Genomic DNA, 22,032 nt, shown 5'->3' with positions numbered 1-22,032 from the left:
TACAGATGGTACCACCCACAAGCCTGTTTTATGCACGCGAGCAGCTCTGAGTGCATGACTCGCCCCTGTTGTGCGCAACATAAACATACAACAACGCTCGAAGTTTTCTCCGAGCGTTGTTGAATAAGTCATTTGATGCAGTGCATGGCACTACAATGGTATGTTTAAATAGTCTGCTCCGTACGATCGATAATATCGTCCTGAGTTGCCTTGGATAGCGCGTTAAAGAAGGCACTATAGCCAGCTACACGCACAATTAAATCCTTGTGATTCTCTGGATGTACCTGTGCATCAAGCAAGGTCTCACGAGAAACCACGTTAAATTGCACATGATAGCCATGCAAGCGATTAAAGAACGTTTGCACCATCATTTCCAACTTCTGCTTATTCTCTTCGCGAGCCAGCATGGTAGGTGTTACCTTCTGATTGAGAAGAACACCACCCGTGATTTTCTCGGTAGGAAGTTTAGTGATAGACTTAAAGACCGCAGTGGGACCCTGTTTGTCTGCATTGTGCGCAGGACTGCAGCCTTCTGCCAAAGGCTCATGTGCATTACGGCCATCAGGTGTTGCCATAGTACCCATGCCCTGTCCCACATTTGCAGAAATAGAGCTGGTACCTGCATAGCGAATACCACCAATGGGGCCACGGCCATAACGCGTTGTTGGGTACTTCTCAATTTCCTCGATGTAGGGCTCGTATGACTCAACACCCAGCTTATCAACATAGTCAACATCGTTACCGTACTTAGGCGCCTCATCAATAAGCATTTGCTGGATCTTTTTGTTCTCGTCAGACTGGAAGTCATCAAGAATAGCATTCCACAGCTGCTCGGTAGTAAGTTTATGCTCTTCAAAGACAAGTTTCTTAATAGCAGCTAGGGAGTCAGACATGTTTGCAATGCCAACCTGCAAACCAGAGATGAAGTCGTAAACTGCACCGCCTTCTTTAATGGTCTTACCACGACCAATGCAGTCATCGGTAAGAGCAGAGCACAAAACATCGGGAACGTCGGTCTCAGAGGCTTTATCAATGGTGTTCTCGACAATTACCGAATAACGCGTCATCTCACGGATAGTTTTGTCCCATGCCTCAAAGAGCTCGTCATAGCTCTTCATCTGAGTAAACTTACCGTAATCGCGGGTAAAGCGCCTACCAGTGGTAAGGTCTACGCCACCATTCATGGTAACAAGCAGCAAACGGGGGAAGTTAAGATAACTCATACCTGTGCAACGATAACCCCACTTACCAGGGACAGCTGTTTCTACACAGCCAATAGCAGAGTAGTTATACGCATCTTCTTCGGATACGCCCCAATTAATAAAAGATGGAATGATAACCTCATCATTATTAAGCGCAGGCATACCAAAGCCCAACTTCATAACCTCAACGCACTCATCATAGAACTTCTTATTCAGATTTGCGTGATAGCGCACAGTAAGGTTTGGCTGGGTCAAACGAGTTTGTGCAACCGACTGAAGTACGAGGAAGGATAGGTCGTTAACAGCATCTTTTTTATCGGTTGTCTGACCGCCAATAGTTACGTTTTGATACATAGGACTACCAGCAGAAGAAAGGGTATGCGACTGGCTACGAATCTTCTGAATGGTAAGAAGCTTAATCCAAAGATTGGTGAGAAGTTCAAGTGCCTCATCACGCGTAATAGCACCACTCTTTATATCTGCATCGTAGAAGGGAAACATGTACTGATCAAAGCGACCAAAGGACAGAGAATGACCATTGGACTCAATCTGAAGTAGTACTTGCATGAACCAAACACATTGAACAGCCTCACGGAAGTTTGTTGCAGGCTCATAGGGAACTTTAGCGCAGATCTCGCTCAGCTGTTCAAGCTCCGCTTTACGCTGGGGGTTAGACTCCTTTGTAGCAAGCTGAGCTGCAAGTTTAGAATAACGAAGTGCGTAACGACGAACTGCATCAATAACAATAAGAACTGCCTTGTAGAACTGGTTTTTTCCCACTGACTCTGGATCGGTAAAGTCTAAAGCGGCCTGTTCTTGGCGAGTACGCTCTTCATAGCCTCGAAGACCCTCTTTAAGAAGGCGTGCGTGATTGATTGCTAAATGAGCATCACCAGCGTTAAGCTTGCCCTCCATGCCAAAGATGCCTGTTTCCATAAAAACGGAAACTTCTTCAGGCAACAAAGCCATACCGCGATCGCGCAGTGTATTGTTTTTCCAAAAAGGAGCAATCTCACGAATGCGAGCTTTATCCTCATCGGTTACATAAAAGACATCACCGTCGCGCTTGTCAAACTTATCAAGCTCATCAACGATAAAGCCAAGAGTATATTCGGGAAATACGGGAGCATTGCAGTTCTTGGTTGCCTGATTACCAGCAATAAGGGTTTTATCCTCAATATAAATAGTCATATTATCGAGGATGTGAGCAAACGAAAGCGCACGCCTCATGATGGGAGGCAACGCAAGCGTCTCTTTGTAAGATTCCGTACACAAAACAGCACGTTCAGCATCTACAAAGGGTTTCTCGTCCAGAACTTCCTCACGAAATGCCTGCATACGGTTGGTTAGTGCGCCAAAGTGTTGAGTGTTCTCCATGATTGCCTCTCTTGCAGTATGGAACAACGTATATGCTTGTTGATTTATACCATTTTTGTACAAATCAATTTTTACTTTCGTTCGTAACTAATTTTGGCACATTTACGTGTAATGTCAATTCCGATGTAGAGAAATCCTCCAGATTCTTCCATATTATTTATGAAAGAAACCAATTTTGCTTTCGTTTATACTATTTATATAGCGAAAGAGGAGTACATGCAGACCGCAACGATTTTTAATATTCAAAAATTCAGTCTTAATGATGGCCCCGGCATCCGAACCGTTGTCTTTTTTAAGGGATGTCCCTTACGTTGTTTTTGGTGCTCAAATCCAGAAAGCCAGTCACGCCTTCCTCAGCTTGAGTGGAATGAAAAAAACTGTATAGCTTGTGGACTTTGTATACAGCATCTACCCCACGCTGGCATAAGCACCACTGCTGGTAAGACACACGTAAACATAGTAAATGTCCGTGGAGACTCCCCAGAAGCTCAGGCTGCCATTAAGGCATGCCCCGGCAAGGCACTTACTTGCGCAGGTAAAACATATACTACCGACGAGGTATTGGAACTCTGCCTACAAGATGAATTGTTTTATCAAGACTCCGGTGGTGGCGTAACACTTTCTGGTGGAGAAGCAATGACCTGGCCAGATTTTTGTATTGAACTTTTAGAAAAACTTCACTCACATGGAATTGACACCTGCATAGAGACAGAAGCCTTTGTTTCACAGGAAACATTTGCATCTATTGCTCGTCACCTCGACCATATGCTTATTGATCTTAAACACTGGGATAGTACCAAGCATGCACTCGGCACAGGCGGTGGCAATGAGCTTGTGCTGTCTAATATCAAAACAGCCATTGATATGGGTGTTGGTGTACTTGTTCGCACGCCCGTCATTCCTGGGTTTAACGACTCTTTAGAAGATGCTCGCGGCATGGCAAGCGCTCTGAACAAGTTGGGAGCCAAGCGCGTACAACTTCTCCCCTTTCACAATTTTGGTGAGAATAAATACGCCCTTCTCGAGAAGGACTACGCGCTTGCAGGTGTTCCTAATATGCACGCGGAAGATTTAGCAGCGTATGCACAACAATACTCAGACCTTGGTGTAGAAGCATTTTTCTAAGACAACCCAAACAAATGCTCTGAGAGATACTCTTTTACAACAAAACGTGCTGCCCTTAATGGAACAGCACGTTATTTTTGCTCTGTTGTATGTACTTGCCCGGATAGTTATACACCAGCCAAGATGGGAATCTGCTGCAATGAACTGTGTTTAAACCGTATGACTTCCAAAAGAACGATTGGACGAGACAATCTTCTCGCGCCCAATATGGTTGTAAATAACATGCAACGCATCGTAGCCCTTGGACAAAATGAAGGGCAGCACTTGGTCATCATCGGTAACCACTTCTATACTGCGAACAAATTTGCCATACACATCTACACGGACCTTTTGGATATTATTCCAGGGGATAGAGATAAATCCATAGCCCGAAGCAGCAATAAAGTCTATGCCTCCATCACCCAGCGCAATGCTGCCGGGTTTGGGGTTGAGGGCATTTAGCTTGCAATTTGCTTTGGCACTAAACTCTACTGAGTTATTAACCAGTGCAAATTCAGGCTCTTGTTGTTCGAGCGACTCAGTGTTGGAAGCGTCTTTCTCGCTAAAATGGCTCAACGACTCAACACTCTTTTTTAAAAACTCAAACATAGTCCTCAACCCACTACCAGATGCAATGACTTAGAAAATACCAACAAAAGCGCCCAAGATACCTACTGCAAACAGGGCAAAGATGATCGCAATAGGACTTACACCCTTCTTAAGCAGGTAGATGCACAAGAAGGTGAGACCCATAGGAAGCAGTGCAGGCAGCAACTGATCGAGCATGGATTGCAATGTGGTAGTACGAACAACCGAAGCAACACCATCGATCATCTGGATGCTATCGGTGCCACTCAAAGACGTAACACCATTTACACCACCAGCAAGCACGTCGGGAGATACGGCTCCACTATTAATAGCATCTGCCAAGCCTGTTACAGAAGGATAGGTGTCTGCTGCCTTAGAGAGCACTGCCTTAGAGAAAACAACCTTGCCCATAGGCATGGAAGTCCAGCGAGGAATCAGAACACCCATGATAAACATACCAAGGATAGATGCGCCTGTAGTGATCTTTTGCAAGAAACCACCGGAAAGGTCCTTAGTGATGTTGGTGCCCTGCTGGTAACCAAACTCCTGGGTGTACCACATAAAGGACAGGCGAATTACATTCCAAACGAGGAAGAATACAAAGGCACCAGCAATAGAGCCAGAAAGTGCCAAGGATGCGCAAAAAGCACCAAGAACAGGACGGATGGTGCCCCAGAAAATTGGATCACCAACACCAGCTAGGGGACCCATCATACCAATCTTAACACCCTGAATAGCTGCGTCTTCTACCTCTACACCAGCTGCGCGCTCCTCTTCTAGAGTCATCTCGACACCAAAAATGGGACTTGCAGGATAGGGATGAGTGTTAAAGAACTCAAGGTGACGCTTAAGAGCGGCCGCTAAATCTTCCTTATTGGGATAAAGCTCCTTAAGAGCTGGTCCCATACCATAGCACCAACCAAGTGCCTGCATACGCTCGTAGTTCATGGAACCCTGCAAAAACTGGCTCTTCCACCAAACCTTACGACGGGTTGCTTTGCTAACGCGCTTTACTTCCTTTACGGAATTGGTCATTGTTCTCACACTCCTTTTCTACTCGTAGTCATTCAAAATGGAATCAAGCTGAGCCTCGACAGAATTACCGCCGGCTCCACCACCGCCATTAAATTCAGGCTTAAGGTTGAGGTAGATAAGGGCAAGGCAAACGCCAATGATACCCATACCAATGAGAGTGATTCCAGAAATGACGGACAGTACAAAGCCAATGAAGAAGAATGGCCAAAGTTCACGCGTAGCCATCATATTGATAACCATGGCGTAACCAACAACAACAATGAAGCCGCCAGCAGCAGCAAGACCGCCAGATACCCAAACGGGAATGACCTCAAGTGCAGCCTGAACAGCCTCTGCGGGAACAGCAATTACAAATGCTGCAGGAATGAGAATACGCAGACCCTGAAGCAGCAGTGCAAACAGGTGCAGACTGTTAAGCATGGAAAGGTTACCCTGCTCTGCTGCGTGGTCTGCCAGGTGAATAATACCTACAGTAATGGTGCGTACAAAAATGGTGAGTACCAAACCAGCAACTGCCAAAGCCATTGCAGAAGCAACACCATCAGATACAGAAGCGCCTTTCATGCACACTAAAATTGCCGAAGCAACAGAAGCAAGAGCGGCGTCTGGTGCAACTGCAGCACCAATATTCATCCAACCAAGCGCAACCATCTGAAGGGTACCACCAAGAAGTACACCCTCCATGGGATGGCCGGTAACAATACCAATAAGAGTACAGGCTACGATTGGCTGATGGAACTGCCACTCGTCCAAAATGCCTTCGAGGCCCGCGAGAAATGCAACGAACAACACAAATACGATCGACAAAGCGCCCATGTCTCCTCCTTTTTCTTATCCGAAAGATTTATTTATCTAAACCAGCTTTGACAACAAGCGCCCAAACATCTTGGGGCTTATCGGTAGGTACCTTTTGCGCTGTAAGCTTAAGACCATGTTCATGCAAGAACTTAATGGCATCAGCATCATCCTTGTTGACAGACAAAGTATCATTGAGAAGGACCTTGCCGGCAGAGTGAGCCATGGAACCAAAGTTGACTGCCTCAAATTGAACGCCACCCTCAATTGCACGGACCACGTCCTGAGGTGTCTCGAACAAAAACATTGCCTTGGTGCCACCAAAACGAGGGTCATCCCAAATCTGAATGAGCTTACTTACTGGAATGACATTTGCACGAACTCCTGGAGGAGCAGCTTCGGTAATGAGGGTCTTACGCATGGCATCCTTAGCAACGCCGTCAGAAACAACAATGATGCGTGTAGGAGTTACCTGCTTGGTCCAAGCGGTTGCAACCTGACCATGCAACAGACGAGAGTCAATGCGGACCAGCGCCGTCTTAATCTTGCCGTCACCAACTACGGTGCCGGGCTTCAGTACGGTGCCTGCGGCTTCTTGGGTCTTCTCGGGAACAGCACATACAACTACGTTGAGTTCCTCAGGGATGATGCTTACGCCACTGGTGGCGCCATTTGCAACGATTGATGCAATCTCACGTGCAGATGCTGCATCACGAGAGTCAAATGCAGACAAAACCATAGGCAAACTCAAGCCGGAGATGAGAACCCAATCTTCATGGCCCTCTTCCTCAAGCAGTGTCCTCGTCTGGTTGTAGGGAGTACCACCCTTAAGATCAACCAAGAACAAAACACTATCCTGGTTGGAAAGAGTTGATACAGCCTTTTGCAAACTCTCTTTGAAGTCCGCGGGTCCCATATCGGGGGTGAGTGAAACAATTGCCACATCTTCCTGATCACCAAAGATCATTTTTGCGGAAGAATAAGCACCCTCTGCAAGTCCACCATGACTTGCAAGAACAATACCGACCACTGACTACCTCCAATCCTTACCGTTTTCTTACCGTGCGCGGGATGTGTATATCCCGTGTAAACTTCATAGAGCATACTATATTGCTTCGTTCATGACAATATATTGCTTACGAACGTAAGCATTTGGGCCCTTAGTGGTATATCAGATACAAAATTGCAGCTAGAATTGGCGATATACAGTTTGTCCACTCATAAAAAAGAAACTATTTTTGAGAAAATCCCAAAAATAGTTTCTTGCATTTTTCTTTAAGTTATGTGTAGCGATCGATTACTTGTAACCTACCCCACAAACTTCACCTTCACGGACACATACCTCAGACACGAACAATACCTAGACCCAACTTTTGAGCTTGTTCGACATACATAGGCTGCATCTGATTGTCTGTAATCACCGTAATGGGGCGGTCTTGAATACGCAAAGGAACCGCACCGGTAGACGAGAATTTCTCGGACTCTGTAAGAATGATGACCTCATTGGCAGACTGTGCCATAATGCGCACGGACTCTGCACGCATTTGATCAGAGTTGGTAAAGCCTATGTTAGAAGACCAGCCATCAGTACCGGCAAAGAGATATTCAACAGAAAACTCACGAGCACACAAGCGCACCAAGGGGCCCACTACCACCTGAGAATCCGGCTGAACAAATCCTCCCAGCAGCGTGGTACTTATAGAAGGAAAATCGCGCACGTAATTTGCTATGAACGTACTATTAGTCACAATAGTAATGTTGTGTTTGGCTAGAGCAATTTCACGTGCAAGTAAAGCACAGCAGCTACCATTTTCGATCATGATGGTTGATCCATCCTTGACCAAGTCTGCGGCACGCTTAGCAATTTGAAGTTTCTCCGTATAGTGATATGCCAGTCGTCCGTTTACGTCATTGGGATTAGCAAGAAGCGCAAAACCGTGCTCACGGATTACCAATCCTTGCGCTTGAAGAGCATCAAGGTCTTTACGGATGGTCACATTAGAAACATCGAGAATTTCAGAGAGTTCGGATACTTCTATCCGCTTGCGGCGCGTAAGAATCTCTAAAATAGCGCTATCACGTTTAGACATATAACCTCATGAATTTCGTTCGAAATGGTTTTGTTTATTCATTGGTAAGTCTACATGTAAACATATGACAAGAAAATGTAAAGAGTAAATGGCCTTCTTACTATATAACCTCTATGTTTTTCAAAAAATGCCTGCCAATCGTGGTTAGTAACGCAGGCTTTCGTTTTAGTTTTGTTTCATCATAAGCAAATTCACTGTATCCGGCACATACCCAATCACAAAGAACTACGGTGCCCAGATAGTATCTGGGCACCGTAGTTGTCAATACACTTACTATCGCAAAGTTGTACTAGCTATTATTCTTTTTACGACGTATAGCAATCGCAATACCAAAAGCTGTCACTCCTAGAGTCAGACCTATAGTCAACTGCATAAGTGGCGTGACATCTCCTGTTGCTGGCAGCATCTTTGTGGCAGTTTGAATAGCTAGTTGGACTGTTGGTTTAGCAGAATCTTTTGCTGGATTTGGAGCAGGGTCTAGCTTGGGGGTGTTGATAATCTCAAAGCCGTTAGCTGTATCTCCTGTAAGAGTACTTGTGTATCCATCTACTGCAACTTCCTGCACAGTGTACACAATAGCTTTACCATCTTGGTTAACAAAGACATCTTCAAATTCTGCTGCCCAATTATTTTGTTCATTCAGGATGTGCTGTGCCACTTCCTGCCCATCGGCCATAAGCCTGACCGTAACAGAAGCTGGTCGCTTGCTCTCCTTACCAGCATCGTTCCAAACCTTTTTAACTTTCACTGAAGTGGTTTTAGGTTGGTAGGTGTTAGTTACTTTGAAGCCTTCAGTTTTAGAAGTGTACCCTTGCACCAAAATCTCTTTGACAGAATAGTTAATTTTATTACCCTGATTATCATAGGTATCCAGATTGGCAAAGCTATACTTCCAGTTACTTGTTGAGCTTGCTTGAGTAGTCTGACCTGTATCTTGGCCATTGCGCACTAAGGCAAGGGTTATGTTGTTGGGACGAATACCATCACGGTTGTTGTCATCCTGCCAGATTTTCTCACCAGAAATGGTTTGCTTTTCCTGTTTAAGCAATAGATTTGTATAGGAGACTGCTGCTGATTCATAGGCCTTTTGAGGACGAGTATACAAGGTTGACTTTACACCAATACCATGTAGCACTGTACTGCTACCAGACTTAAACGTATACGTAAATTTGTCTGTCTCACTCAGGGCGAACATTGCCCAATAAGCTCTGTTACTTCCGTCAGTCCCGTCTGATCCACCATTTCTGGAATCCACAAAACCATCTTGCAGGTGAAGTTTGCTGCCAAAAATCATTTTCTTTGTCTCGGGACTGTCAATCTTTACTGCTTGCCTATCATCAACATCAGTAAAAATAACAATTGGACTAATTTTTATTGGTACATCGGTACCATTTTCATAGAAAGCAACATCCATTGTGATATCTGCTACTTGATAAGACAATGCAATTTGATTGGCATAAATACCCGAATTAAGATATGAAACGCTATTGAGTTCAGCGCCAGTTATAGGGTTGGTAATATTTGTAAAGGTAAGAGCTACATCAATCCATTTGCCCGTCAGACTATCCTGGAATACATGAGTATATGTAAGTGTCTGTCCTTTTTTAAACGACGTTGCACTCTTAAGCACATCAAAATCCATGAGCTTCATGGATGTATCCTGTGTTGTAAGGACCGATACTTTATTTTCTCCCTCACTCAGAAAATCACGGAGCTGCTCTTCTGTCCATTCACTGCCAGCAAGACTCTTAATTGCAGATTTTTGATCTTGCTCATACTGCTCATTACTCAGCTTTTGCTTCTCGATAGCAGTCTTAAGACTTGTAATCTGGGCATCGTAATCTGCATCAAGCGTTTGATTTCGAGCATCCTTCTCCTCATAGGACACTGTTTCATTTTTACTTGACTCAGTAACGGTAACACCCAGCTGTTTTGCTTGACTTATAAGTTCTTCCAGCTCTATACGCTTCTCACTCTTAGGTAGAGCGATAACACTGTCATCTGCATAGACGGGTGCAGCAGGCAAAGCAAGGTTTATACAAAGTATGGAAGATAAAAAGGTTAGTAGTACTTTTCTAAGCTTCATATGGTATGTTCCTAGTTCGGTTTTTTATACTGGTTTTTATTCTACCCCCCCCCCCCCCCCCCCGAAAAATTGGAACCTTTATCAGCTAGAACAGCTTTAAAACACAGCTAAACGATCAGAAATATATTTTGGACAACTAAAAACCCACCGAGTGGACAGACATCCAAACTCGATGGGTTTTAATAAGCTTGTTATACTGCGTTTGTGCGCAAGCGTCTATACTGCGTAGAGATTAAAACTCAACAGGCAGGTCGTAGTAGACACACTTGAGGAGTTGCTCCATCTCTTCCTGAGTAGGCTTGCGGGGGTTAGCGCCGGTGCAAGCATCATCAATTGCGTTAGCAGCAATAACAGGAAGCTTCTCGAGGAATTCTGACTCATCAATAATAGAAGTCTCAGACTTTACGCCACCCTCGCCATAGTTCTTGATAGCTTGGGGGATGTCCAACTTGTCGTTAATATCACGAATGAACTGTACCAAAGCAGCTACAAGCTCCTCGTTGGTGCTGCCTTCAAGATGCAATACTTCCTTAGCTACAAAGGCATAACGCTCTGCAGCGCGCTCATCCTTGGCGTTAAACTGGATGACCTTGCCAAGATACATAGCATTTGCGCAGCCATGGATGATATGACCACCGCTAAATGCAGCACCAGTCTTGTGAGCCATGGAGTGAACAATACCAAGCAGACCAGAAGAGAATGCAATACCAGCAATGCACTGTGCATCATGCATGTGCTGACGAGCTTCTTTATCGCCCTTATAGGACTTAGGCAGCCACTCAGCAATCTCACGGATACCGTGAAGTGCGTTACCGTCGGTGTACATAGAAGCAACGGTAGAAACATATGCTTCCATGCAGTGAGTAAGAGCGTCCATACCAGTGTGAGAGCAAAGCTTAGCAGGCATGGTATAAGTAAGCTCAGGGTCAACAATTGCCACATCGGGGGTAATCTCGAAGTCAGCAATAGGGTACTTAATACCCTTAGAGTAATCAGTAATGATAGAGAATGCAGTTACCTCGGTAGCAGTACCAGAGGTAGAAGAAATTGCACAGAAATGAGCCTTCTGGCGAAGCTCAGGAAGACCAAATACAACGCACATTTGCTCAAAGGTAGTCTCGGGATACTCGTACTTAATCCACATAGCCTTAGCTGCATCGATAGGAGAACCGCCACCAACAGCAATAATCCAGTCAGGCTGGAACTCTGCCATTGCAGCAGCACCCTTCATAACCGTTTCTACGGATGGATCAGATTCGACACCCTCAAAGAATGCTACCTCGAAGCCAGCAGACTTAAGGTCTGCCTCGATATCCTGCAAAAAACCGCCACGGCGCATAGAGCTACCACCGGAAACGATTATTGCGCGGGAACCCTTGAGGTTCTTTACCTCATGACGTGCACCCTCTCCAAAGTACAAGTCGCGCGGGTTAGTAAAACGTCCCATTTTTCCTCCTTTAGGGGCTACAAGCTTTGTGTAGCCAATTACCGGGAATTCGTTACATCTAGTATAGACCGTTGGACCTATAAAATCTCGAAATATTACAGTAATTATATTCATTTTTTATAATATTTTATGCATTTATTACCTTATAACGGCTAAATGACCACTATTTACTAGTCATTCTATGCAGCGACATATTGATGTTAGACACCGATTACAGCGTCTACAGTCATCCAATACGCGCTTATTTTAGGTAGTATGGTATCCGTTAAGATAATCCGTTATTATCTCCCGCAAAGGAGGCTCGTCGTGTCCTACGATCCTTGGACAGAAGATTACCAACGCATGAGCCTACGCTTTGCTCAAACTTTGGATTGGTCAGACACACAAACAACGGCAAAAGCTATTGCAGACTTCAAGCGGCTGTATACACATAACCGCAACTCTCTACCGCAAACAGATAGCGAGCGTGCTTTTCATTTGGTTGCACAGGCAGCTTATCTTATTGACTATCGCCTGCCCTTCTCGGAAGAAAAAGCTGCCGAGAAAATTATTGATACCGCCACCTCTTTATTGAATGAAGCAAACGCGCTGGATGATACCTGCTATGACGCACAACGTATGTTGGCTGCATCACAGTGCCCCAACTTTGAGTCGTACTACCGTTTTCTTGCAGACCACATAGAAAAGGTTAAGCAAGACTGCGAGAATGCGCGTAAGAAGGCAACTGGCCACACCGTGCTTGATGAAGAATTAGCACAAGATATTGCCATGCGCCCCTACAAACGCTGGACGGCAACATTGGCAGTTCGCGCTCTGGTATGTGGACGTTATCGCATTGCAGCAAAACTTGTAGAAGAACTGCTTAATCTTGATCCGCAAGATGCATCAGGGGCACGCTATACCGCAGCACTGGTGTATGCCAAGCTGGAAGATGATCGAGCGTTGGAATCTTTAGTGATCCGCACACTGCGCCTGGGTAATCCTGCACATGAAGATGCATGGGTACTTCTTGCACGTATTGCTTTGGCCTATAAACGCCGTGATATGCAGGCTGCCGAGCTCTTTTTGCAAGAGCTTATGCGGAGCTACCCACAAGCAGCTACCACCCTTAAACAACAAGAAGAACTACCAGATGGCGTATTTTGTCGGCTTCCTGTTATACCCTTTAGCGAAAATGAACTTATCGTAGCTGTTTCCGAAGCAAGCGTATTGCTTCAAGAAGGACGAGATGACGGAGAGCATGGTCCATTGGGTAATTGGCTGTCTAAGCGCGCAGAAGATTTTTTGAAAAGCGAGACCACATGAACGTATGGGATGAATTTCTCGAGCGCGTGAGAAAAACAAAAGCACGGGAACTTGGCCCTCTATCCATTGCCGCTGGTGTTGAGCTGGATGATGCCATTAGCAAAGAACCTGAAAGGTTTATTTCCACCCCAGAGGACCGTGCATTTTATATGTTTGCACAGCTCATGGACAGCTTAACGCCTCTACAAGATAGTTTTGAAGACCTGGATGATGATGTATTTTGCCAAAAGCGCAAAAGTTGGCTTACATCCATTCATAACTCCTGCAGCAAGATTTTAGACGTGGACCAGCATTGTACAGATGCTAAAACGCTACAGATTATATCGCTTGACTATGCCTCTGAGAAAAATTTTGAAGCACTGGAAAGCCATGCTGTACAGTCGCTTTCTAGCAAATTTATCACGGATGCTTGGGATAATATTTACGCTCGTCCTTCTTTGCGTGCTCGCGCTGCAACTTCACGTGCAATGTTGGAAACTGCACGATACTCCCAAGCTGTACGCGCATGCGAAACACTCATTAGTAGTGACCCCGCAGATCATGTTGGCGCTCGCTATACGTTATCACTTGCCTACGCACGCCTTGAGCTGGAAGAGAAACTTGAAGCACTTGAGTCAAGCTATCGTCACCGAAGCAATGCTTGGTTTGCTCTTGCGCGCATTATTTTATTGTACAAACTTGACCGTATGAGTGCTGCACGTCGAGCCCTGCAGGGTTTTATGAGAGCTTATAGGCCTGGACCATTTCTTTTAATGCATCCTGTATATGTTGAGCTCTACCTACTTGTCCGTCCAGCCTTTGAACAAGGTAGTTTTGAAGAAGTAGCGATGGCCTGCATGGAGGCAGAACCTATTTTGATGGACACACCAGATCTCATTATTTGGGCTCAAGAGCAGGATGGATTTGTGGAACAAGCAAAGAATTTTGCCTTCGATAATGGATTTGAATGGTAAAGTTTTTTTCTTTCTTGTATGACTTTTTACATTTATTTGTTATACTTCTTACGCATTCGTCCCCATCGTCTAACGGTTAGGACATCGCCCTTTCAAGGCGGCAATACGAGTTCGATTCTCGTTGGGGGCACCATAGCAGGCACAACGGCTCGGAGAAAAACTCCGAGCCGTTTTTGTATATAGCATCCTTAATGCACAAAAATGGTCTAATAAATAGTCTAATCGTCTAAGGTATGAAACACAGGTTCCCAGGCATTGAACGTACAATATTGTTTGTATCCCAGCGCCAGCAAGCGTTTTTTAGCCAACCCAATATAGGCGCCTAGGTTATTTTCTTTGTGAGAGTCAGAACCAATAGTGATAATACAGCCTCCCAGATCTTTATACAGCTCCAAAATCTCTGTACAGGGGGTAAGGTCTGGCAGTCCATAGCGAAAACTTGAAGTATTGAGCTCAATACCCTTCCCATCGGAAATTGCTTGTTCCAAAATTGCAGCTACGATGTCGCGAATTTTATGGAAGGGATACAGTCCATCTGCACCCACCAATTCCAGCTCATAACGTTTTATTAAATCAAGATGGGCCAATACGGAATACTCTTTGAAGTTCTCCACCACACTAAGAAGCTCAGCATAATATGCCTGATTGTACTCATCCTGAGTACGCCCCTCCATGAACTCGCCCGTCCAAAACTCCAAGTTATTTACTTGATGGACAGACAATAAAGCAAAATCCATACGACTGGCATATGTGCGTGTAAGCTCTTGGTACTGAGGAATATAACGGGTTTGTACGCCTAGCTCTAAACCAGCTTTTACCGTTAAGCCACCAAGAGTACTACCAGCACCAAGATCCGCAAACTGCTCTTGAACTTTTTCTATAGCTGGAAAATAGCGTTCATAGTCTACATTGAGTGCTGGCTCTAACATCCCTTGAGGATTTTTATGCATTGGAGCTATTAAAGCACCTGTCTGATACTGCTCTACATCAGGTTTTATTCCATAATCCACATGATCCGTAAAACAAATTTCATCCAAGCTGTGACGAATAGCATCTTGGCAAATTTCTACCATGGGATACCAGGAATCATCGGAAAAATTTGAATGTACGTGATAATCAGCAAGCATACTGCTTCTCTCTTAGAGGTCTCCTACTTTAGGGGCCTTCTGTCTCAGAGGCCTTCTGTCTTGGTTCTTAATCTGTCATGTCATTATTAATATTAATAATGACATGACAGAGCATAAGCCTAATCATCACCCTCTGCATAGCAAATTAAGAAAGGCAGTCACCCACAGTTGTGAATGACTGCCAGTATGAAACAACTCTTACGTCTTCGGGCATTCTTTGGGAACACGTGCAGGATTACGACGCCATTACCTTAGACATCAAAACGCTCTACACCCTCACGAGAAACACGAGCATGGAACAATGGTGCTGCCACAGCCTCCTGCTCGCGAATATCCAACGCATCCATAAAGATTTTCTCGCCCGCATCCAAAAGATTCTCGTTTGCTGCATACACTGTTGCCAATAAGTCGCCTGCCTGAACGGCATCACCTGTCTTTTTGGCAAGCACAATACCTGCAGAGTAGTCGATGGAATCTTCCTTCTTCTCGCGACCAGCACCCAAAGCAACCGAAGCAATGCCGCAGCGCTCGGTATCCATGGCATAGATACTACCGGTAGTAGCTGCATACAGTTCACGAGATTGGCGAGACTGTACGAGCTGTTCAAAAGGATTGTCTAGTAAGTCTGCATTGCCGCCCTGAGCAGCGACCATTTCTTTGAGTTTGGCAAATCCCTCACCATTTGTAATCTGACCACGGGCTAGATTACGACAGGTATCCATGTCGCCTTTACCGGCAAGGTGAAGTAAATTACCGGCAAGTTCAACACAAATATCTGTTAGATCTTTAGGACCCTTGCCTTGTAGCGTGGTTGCCGCTTCCGCAACCTCTAGGGTATTACCAATACACATACCTAAAGGACGACCCATGTCCGTAATGAGTGCAACCGTGGTACGGCCAACTTCCTCGCCAATAGAAACCATTTCTTTAGCCAAGGCAATAGCGTCATCAACAGTCTTCATAAAGGCACCGCTACCGCACTTAACATCCAACAAAATCTTATCGGCGCCAGCAGCAATCTTTTTACTCATAATGCTGGACGCAATAAGAGGCAAGCTATCTACTGTAGCGGTAACATCGCGTAGACCATACAGACGCTTGTCTGCAGGTACCAGGTTGCCCGTTTGGCTAATGATTGCCACGCCCACTTCGTTTACAATCTGAGCAAAACGATTGGACGCAATAGCTACAGAAAGCCCAGGGATAGATTCGAGTTTGTCCAGCGTACCGCCCGTATGACCCAAACCACGACCACTCATCTTGGCCATGCGTACACCCAGCGAAGCCACAATAGGAGCAACAACAAGCGAGGTTTTATCGCCAACGCCACCCGTAGAGTGCTTGTCTACTTTAATACCATCAATCTTAGATAGGTCTACCACATCACCGGAATGAACCATTTCCATGGTGAGCGTTGCTGTCTCGCGTGCATTCATACCCTGAAAGTAAATGGCCATACACAAAGCAGAAGCCTGATAATCAGGAATTTCTCCCGTAGCATAGCCCTTTACGAAGAAAGCAATTTCCTCGTCTGTAAGCTCCTTGCCATCACGTTTTTTCTCGATAATATCGTACATCCTCATACAATCACTCTCCTAGTGCTGTTCGTGATTACACGAAGCACGTTCTAAATCATCAGGCCCAAAGCCTTCAGGTAGAAGATCTGCAAGGCTATAGGCTTTGTACTCGTCTGGCGTGCGAGCTAGCACCACACGAAAGCTCTGTGGACTACAAAACTCGCGCATCACCTGACGACACACTCCACAGGGTGCGCACCAGTCAGAAATTGGCTTACCAGCTGCTCCGCCAACAATCGCAATGGCAACAAAATTGGAAGCGCCCTCGCTAACTGCTTTAAAAAATGCTGTACGCTCCGCACAATTAGTAGGCGTATAGGAAGCGTTTTCTATATTGCAACCATGCCAAATCTTGCCGTTAGCATCTAACAGTGCTGCACCAACTGCAAAGTGCGAATATGGAACATATGCTCTTTCACGTGCAGAAATTGCCTCAGCTACCAGGGTTTTATCATCAACCATAGCCACTCCTTACAACCTTGCATATAAAAAATAATAAGTGCGCCCAGCACTGCTGCCGAGCGCACTTGCGGTGTAAACGTACGCTCTAAATCTTAGCGAGCGCCCTTGATATAGGGAACACCATCTGCCTTAGGAGCAGCAGAGCGTCCCACAAACAGAACAAGAATAACAATGGTAAGAACGTAAGGAAGCATGGCCATAATCTGAGTAGGAACAGCAATAACACCACCACCCAGCAAAATAGTTAAAGCCTGTGCCATACCAAAGAGCAAGCACGCACCGTAAGCGCCCTGAGGCTTCCACTTACCAAAGATTACTGCGGCAAGTGCAATAAAGCCCTGACCGCTAATAGAAATCTGCGTAAACTGAGAAACAATTGCTAGTGTTACAGAAGCGCCACCAAAACCAGCAAGCATGCCAGAAAGTAAAACACACACATAGCGAGTAAGTTCTACGCGAATGCCCAAGGTATCGGCTGCTGCAGGATGCTCACCAACAGCACGGATATGCAGACCCCACTTGGTCTTATAGAAAACAAACCACATTATTACGGTGGCGAGAAGACCTAGCACAACGGTAATATCCACGTTGAGGGACGCAAATGGCGTGCCCACAAAAGCACCTTCACCAAAGAGCTTGGGAAGCGTAGCTACTGGAGGTGTCATAGCTGCGTTGTTAAACAAACGACGACAGAAGAACAATGCAATGCCAGGAGCCAAAAGGTTAATTGCTACACCAGAAATAGTCTGATCTGCACGGAAGGTAATAGAAGCCACGGCATGTAACAACGCAACAGCGGCGCCTGCAATACCTGCGGCTACAAAACCCAGCCAAGGATTTCCCGTAAAGTAGCTTACCGCAGAAGCAGTAAAGGCACCAACCATCATCATGCCTTCAATACCAATGTTGGTGACACCAGAGCGCTCGGAGATAACACCGCCCAATGCACCAAATACCAGCGGTGTAGAGTACATAAGCGTAATGCCAATAAGCAGTAGAAGATTAGTGAGCATCGGTTGCTCCCTTCTTCTCAATGCGGCTAATAATCATAGGCAATACCTGTGATAAAGCCATAAGGAACACGATGGTGCCAATCATGATGCTAATAATGTCTGAGGGAGCACCAATAACCTGCTGAACACTCTGTCCGCCATAAATAAGACCACTAAACAAAAGGCCTGCAGGAATACAGCCAATCGGAGACGAGCCAGCAATAAATGCCACAGATAGACCGTTAAAACCAGCATTCTCGAAAGCAGCCAAGGTTGAAATGCTGTGAGGTGCTGTGCCTGTGATGGTAAGAGCACCGGCCAAACCGCATAAACCACCCGAGATGAGCATGCACAACACAATGTTCTTGTTTACACCAATACCAGAGAACTGAGCTGCATCGCGGTTAAAACCAACGGCACGCATCTCGTAACCAATCTTGGTGTGCTTAAGCAACAAAGAAATGCCAGCAGCAGCCAAAATAGCAATAAGAATACCAGCGTTTACATCAGTCTTTACCAGCATGTCATACAACCAAGGAATGCCACTGAGCATATCCTGACCAGCATCGGAAAGCTTCCAATTAGGAAGAATCATCGTAAAGCTGGAGGGATTTACAGGGAAAGTACTGGTGGACTCAGGCTGGTGGAATGCTTGAGTATTTACTACAAAGTTGCAGGCATACAAGCTAATCCAGTTAAGCATGATGCTGGTAATAACCTCATGAATGCCAAACTTTGCTTTGAGAAAACCAATGAGGCCACCACTCAAAGCGCCACCTAAAGTACCTGCCAAAATAACAATAGGAATCTGCAAAACAGCAGGAAGATTAAGGCTGATACCTACAATGGTGGCAAAAATGGTACCAACAATGTACTGACCTTCTGCACCAATGTTAAACATACCGGTCTTGAAGGCAAATGCCACAGCCACACCCGTTAAAATAATGGGAGTTGCTTTGATGATGACATTGGAAAGATATTTAGGTTTGCCCAAAGCACCATTGAACAGGGCGCCAAAAGAAGCAATGGGATCATATCCTGCAGCTACCAAAACAAGTGCTGCAATAACAAAGCCAAAGAAGATTGCTAAAATCGTTGCCGTAATGGGCTTCTTTAAAATCTTAACAAGCGTATCCATTATTTTGCGCCTCCTGCCATCAGAAGACCAATTTCTTCTTCCGTGATGGTTCCCTGTGCAAACTCATCCACAATGGCGCCGTCATAAATAACAGCAATGGTATCGGCAATGTCCATAACCTCGTCAAGCTCAAGAGAGATAAGCAAAATTGCACAACCCCTATCGCGCTCACGAATAAGTGCCTTGTGAACAAACTCAATAGCGCCAACATCCAAGCCACGCGTAGGCTGAACAACAATTAATAGTTTGGGATTACTGGACACTTGACGTGCAATAATAACCTTTTGCTGGTTACCACCAGACAGGCCACCAGCAGTGGAATGCTCGCAGTTTGCAGGGCGAATATCATACTCAGCAATAAGATCACGAGCAAACTCATCCATCTTAGCGTGGTCCAACATAATGCCAGCGCCAAAGCAATCCTCGCCATGACGCTCCAGCACCATGTTCTCGGATACCGAGAAGGGCAGGACAAGACCCCAACGATGGCGGTCAGACGGTACGGTTGCAACACTGTTATCAATAACGTTACGAGGTGTGGTGTTGGTAATATCCTTACCACAAACGGTAACGGTACCACTTTGTGCCTTAATCAAGCAATCAATGGCATCCACAAGCTCCTTTTGCCCATTACCATCAATGCCTGCAATACCAACAATCTCGCCTTCACGTACATCCAAACTAAGACCTTTTACAGCCTCGATGCCACGCTCATCATTGACATGCAAGTCACGAATAGATAGCACAACATCGCCTGGCTTGGCAGGAGCTTTCTCAACCGTAAGATTTACGTGACGGCCAACCATCTTAGATGCCAGTTCGTCCTCGGTAACCTGAGAGACATCAACTGTACCCATATATACACCGCGGCGAATGATAGTGCACTCATCTGCCGAGGACATAATCTCTTTGAGTTTATGCGTAATGATAATAATGGTTTTACCCTTGCTTACCAGGTCACGCATGATCTTAATGAGCTGCTCAATTTCTTGGGGAGTAAGCACTGCAGTAGGCTCATCAAGAATGAGGGTATCGGCACCACGATACAGCGCTTTAAGAATCTCTACACGCTGTTGCATACCAACCGTAATATCCTCAATACGTGCATCAGGATCTACATCAAAGCCGTATTCCTCAACAATAGCAGCGACTTCAGCACGAGCACGCTTCATATCTAAGATGCCAGCAGCGCCACATACCTCGTCACCCAACACGATATTCTCGGTAACGGTAAAGTTTTCTACCAGCATAAAGTGCTGGTGAACCATACCAATGCCACACTTAATAGCCTTGGTAGGATTAGAAATATCTACTTCCTCACCATTGAGAAAAGTCTTGCCTGCGTCGGCCTGATACAAACCGTACAAGATGTTCATAAGCGTGGATTTACCCGCGCCGTTCTCGCCCAAGATGGCGTGAATGGACTGCTTTTTTACATCGAGATCGACGCCGCTAAGAGCAGTAAATGCTCCAAACCTTTTGACTATGCCATGCATTTGCACAGCGTAATCGCGACTCGCTTCCATAACACACTCCTCTTGCGCACTTCTTAAAAAAGTGAGGGCGCCCACACATCCGGGGTGCCCTCACCATCCCAGCAGTACGCGTGTTTTATATAAACAGCGCCACAGTCTTAGAGAGCTGCAACATACTCGTCGTACTTCTCCTGGTTCATAGGAGCAACGATGCTGCCATCCTTAAACTTGCCCTCAAACTCAAGTGCAGCCTTGTATACTGCGTCATCGATATGGGGGTGATCCTCAGGAATGCCTACGCAACCCTCTGCAGCACCAAGCTCGATGTTGCGGCCGCCCTTAGCACCACCCTGAATCTCGGTAGAAACCTCAACAATGGCCTTATCAACCTTTTTAAGAGCAGAGGTCAATACATTGTCAGGTGCGAGGTAAGCCTGATCACGGTCTACACCAATAGCAAACTTGTTGGCTTCCTTAGCTGCCTCAATAACACCAGCACCTACGCCACCGGCTGCGTGGAACACAATGTCGCAACCATCAGAGAACATCTTCGAAGCAATAGCCTTGCCCTTTGCAGAGTCAGTGAAGGAATCTGCATACTGGGTAAGCACCTCAACATTGGTACCGTTTTCCTTGTTTGCGTATGCAATACCAGCCTTGTAACCATAATCAAACTGGCTAATAACTACGCCGCTGATGCCACCAACAAAACCAACCTTGTTGGTCTTGGTAGTACGAGCTGCAATGTAGCCAACCATGAAGGAAGGCTCCTGAGCACGGAAGGTTACACCCGTCAGATTTTCTGCGGGAGTCTCATAGGCGTTATCGATAATGGCAAACTGAACATCTTTATTCTTGGCAGCTACATCAGCTACAGCATCTGCCATGGCAAAGCCAATACCCCAAATGAGATTAGCCTCGTCATCTACAGCCTTATCCAGGTTGGAGGCATAGTCAGACTCCTGCTTGGACTCGAGATAGTTAACATTCCAACCCTTGTCCTTCTTAAGCTGCTCCAAACCTTCCCAAGAGCTTTGGTTGAAGGACTGATCATTTACGCCACCTGTATCGGTAATCATAGAAATCTTGTAGGAGGAGGTTGTTGCAGTGCCCCCCTCAGAGCCGCCCTTGCTGCATGCGCCTAAACCGAGCGTTACTGCAAATGCTGCAGATGCACCCAGAAAGTCCCTGCGCGAAAGGTTCCTGTTCAACATGCGTGATTCCCTTCTCTAAAACCTAAACTCTTAACAATACAAACCGTGCACTAACAATACGTACT

Annotated in this window: 18 protein-coding genes and 1 tRNA gene; 4 read left to right on the top strand and 15 right to left on the bottom strand. The window is 45.7% G+C overall.

The annotated features are described in order from the left end of the window. Positions 1-164: 164 nt before the first annotated feature. Complete coding sequence (locus G469_RS0102575; protein WP_028263714.1) at positions 165-2,579, bottom strand: glycyl radical protein; 2,415 nt, start codon at positions 2,577-2,579, stop codon at positions 165-167. A gap of 216 nt (positions 2,580-2,795) precedes the next feature. Here G469_RS0102575 and G469_RS0102570 point away from each other — a divergent pair, with 216 nt between their 5' ends. Then, on the top strand, positions 2,796-3,704 hold the full coding sequence (locus G469_RS0102570; RefSeq protein WP_028263713.1) for a glycyl-radical enzyme activating protein: 909 nt from the start codon (positions 2,796-2,798) through the stop codon (positions 3,702-3,704). A gap of 150 nt (positions 3,705-3,854) precedes the next feature. Here G469_RS0102570 and G469_RS08860 read toward each other — a convergent pair whose 3' ends face one another. From G469_RS08860 to G469_RS0102535, 7 genes are all read right to left on the bottom strand, one after another. After that, on the bottom strand, positions 3,855-4,259 hold the full coding sequence (locus G469_RS08860; protein ID WP_169726174.1) for a DUF956 family protein: 405 nt from the start codon (positions 4,257-4,259) through the stop codon (positions 3,855-3,857). A gap of 63 nt (positions 4,260-4,322) precedes the next feature. Beyond that, entirely contained in the window at positions 4,323-5,306 is a 984-nt protein-coding gene (locus G469_RS0102560; protein ID WP_028263712.1) for a PTS system mannose/fructose/sorbose family transporter subunit IID, read from the bottom strand. Between the two features lie 18 nt (positions 5,307-5,324). Beyond that, positions 5,325-6,122: a PTS mannose/fructose/sorbose transporter subunit IIC gene (locus G469_RS0102555; RefSeq protein ID WP_028263711.1), complete on the bottom strand. Its 798-nt coding sequence runs from the start codon at positions 6,120-6,122 to the stop codon at positions 5,325-5,327. Between the two features lie 28 nt (positions 6,123-6,150). Then, entirely contained in the window at positions 6,151-7,131 is a 981-nt protein-coding gene (locus G469_RS0102550; protein WP_028263710.1) for a PTS sugar transporter subunit IIB, read from the bottom strand. Between the two features lie 313 nt (positions 7,132-7,444). Then, the gene (locus tag G469_RS0102545) at positions 7,445-8,191 is read right to left on the bottom strand and encodes a DeoR/GlpR family DNA-binding transcription regulator (RefSeq protein ID WP_028263709.1); all 747 of its coding nucleotides are present in this window, start codon (positions 8,189-8,191) and stop codon (positions 7,445-7,447) included. A 289-nt stretch (positions 8,192-8,480) separates the two neighbouring features. Next, the gene (locus tag G469_RS08855; RefSeq protein WP_051353715.1) at positions 8,481-10,277 is read right to left on the bottom strand and encodes a Cna B-type domain-containing protein; all 1,797 of its coding nucleotides are present in this window, start codon (positions 10,275-10,277) and stop codon (positions 8,481-8,483) included. A 232-nt stretch (positions 10,278-10,509) separates the two neighbouring features. Beyond that, positions 10,510-11,724 (bottom strand): iron-containing alcohol dehydrogenase, encoded by a 1,215-nt coding sequence (locus G469_RS0102535; RefSeq protein ID WP_028263708.1) that lies wholly within the window; start codon positions 11,722-11,724, stop codon positions 10,510-10,512. A 306-nt stretch (positions 11,725-12,030) separates the two neighbouring features. Between G469_RS0102535 and G469_RS08095 the strand changes: the two genes are divergently transcribed. The 3 genes from G469_RS08095 (at position 12,031) to G469_RS0102520 (ending at position 14,115) form a co-directional block, all read left to right on the top strand. Continuing rightward, entirely contained in the window at positions 12,031-13,029 is a 999-nt protein-coding gene (locus tag G469_RS08095) for a tetratricopeptide repeat protein (RefSeq protein WP_051353714.1), read from the top strand. Next, positions 13,026-13,982 carry a hypothetical protein gene (locus G469_RS08850; protein ID WP_051353713.1) on the top strand — a complete coding sequence of 319 codons (957 nt, stop codon included), beginning with the start codon at positions 13,026-13,028 and terminating at the stop codon, positions 13,980-13,982. Before G469_RS08095 ends, G469_RS08850 begins: the two co-directional genes overlap by 4 nt. A 58-nt stretch (positions 13,983-14,040) precedes the next feature. Further along, positions 14,041-14,115, top strand: a tRNA-Glu gene (locus tag G469_RS0102520). Positions 14,116-14,200: 85 nt separating this feature from the next. Here the strand turns inward: G469_RS0102520 and G469_RS0102515 are convergent. The 7 genes from G469_RS0102515 to G469_RS0102485 form a co-directional block, all read right to left on the bottom strand. Then, positions 14,201-15,109 carry a histidinol-phosphatase HisJ family protein gene (locus tag G469_RS0102515; RefSeq protein ID WP_028263707.1) on the bottom strand — a complete coding sequence of 303 codons (909 nt, stop codon included), beginning with the start codon at positions 15,107-15,109 and terminating at the stop codon, positions 14,201-14,203. A 251-nt stretch (positions 15,110-15,360) separates the two neighbouring features. Next, positions 15,361-16,692, bottom strand: coding sequence for a pyrimidine-nucleoside phosphorylase (locus G469_RS0102510; RefSeq protein WP_028263706.1), 1,332 nt, complete (start codon positions 16,690-16,692; stop codon positions 15,361-15,363). 12 nt (positions 16,693-16,704) lie between these two features. Then, complete coding sequence (locus G469_RS0102505; RefSeq protein WP_028263705.1) at positions 16,705-17,148, bottom strand: cytidine deaminase; 444 nt, start codon at positions 17,146-17,148, stop codon at positions 16,705-16,707. 92 nt (positions 17,149-17,240) lie between these two features. Further along, positions 17,241-18,161, bottom strand: a complete 921-nt coding sequence (locus G469_RS0102500) for an ABC transporter permease (RefSeq protein WP_028263704.1) — start codon at positions 18,159-18,161, stop codon at positions 17,241-17,243. Next, positions 18,151-19,278, bottom strand: coding sequence for an ABC transporter permease (locus tag G469_RS0102495; RefSeq protein WP_028263703.1), 1,128 nt, complete (start codon positions 19,276-19,278; stop codon positions 18,151-18,153). The genes G469_RS0102500 and G469_RS0102495 overlap by 11 nt, the downstream gene beginning before the upstream one ends. Continuing rightward, complete coding sequence (locus tag G469_RS0102490; RefSeq protein WP_028263702.1) at positions 19,278-20,804, bottom strand: ABC transporter ATP-binding protein; 1,527 nt, start codon at positions 20,802-20,804, stop codon at positions 19,278-19,280. Before G469_RS0102490 ends, G469_RS0102495 begins: the two co-directional genes overlap by 1 nt. Before the next feature lie 107 nt (positions 20,805-20,911). Then, a complete protein-coding gene (locus G469_RS0102485) occupies positions 20,912-21,967 on the bottom strand; it encodes a BMP family ABC transporter substrate-binding protein (RefSeq protein ID WP_028263701.1) in 1,056 nt (351 codons plus the stop codon). Positions 21,968-22,032: the final 65 nt, after the last annotated feature.

This window comes from Atopobium fossor DSM 15642, assembly GCF_000483125.1.
GTDB lineage: Bacteria > Actinomycetota > Coriobacteriia > Coriobacteriales > Atopobiaceae > Atopobium > Atopobium fossor.
The sequence above is the reverse complement of the archived record's forward strand: the minus strand, read 5'-3'. Positions and strand labels throughout refer to the sequence as shown.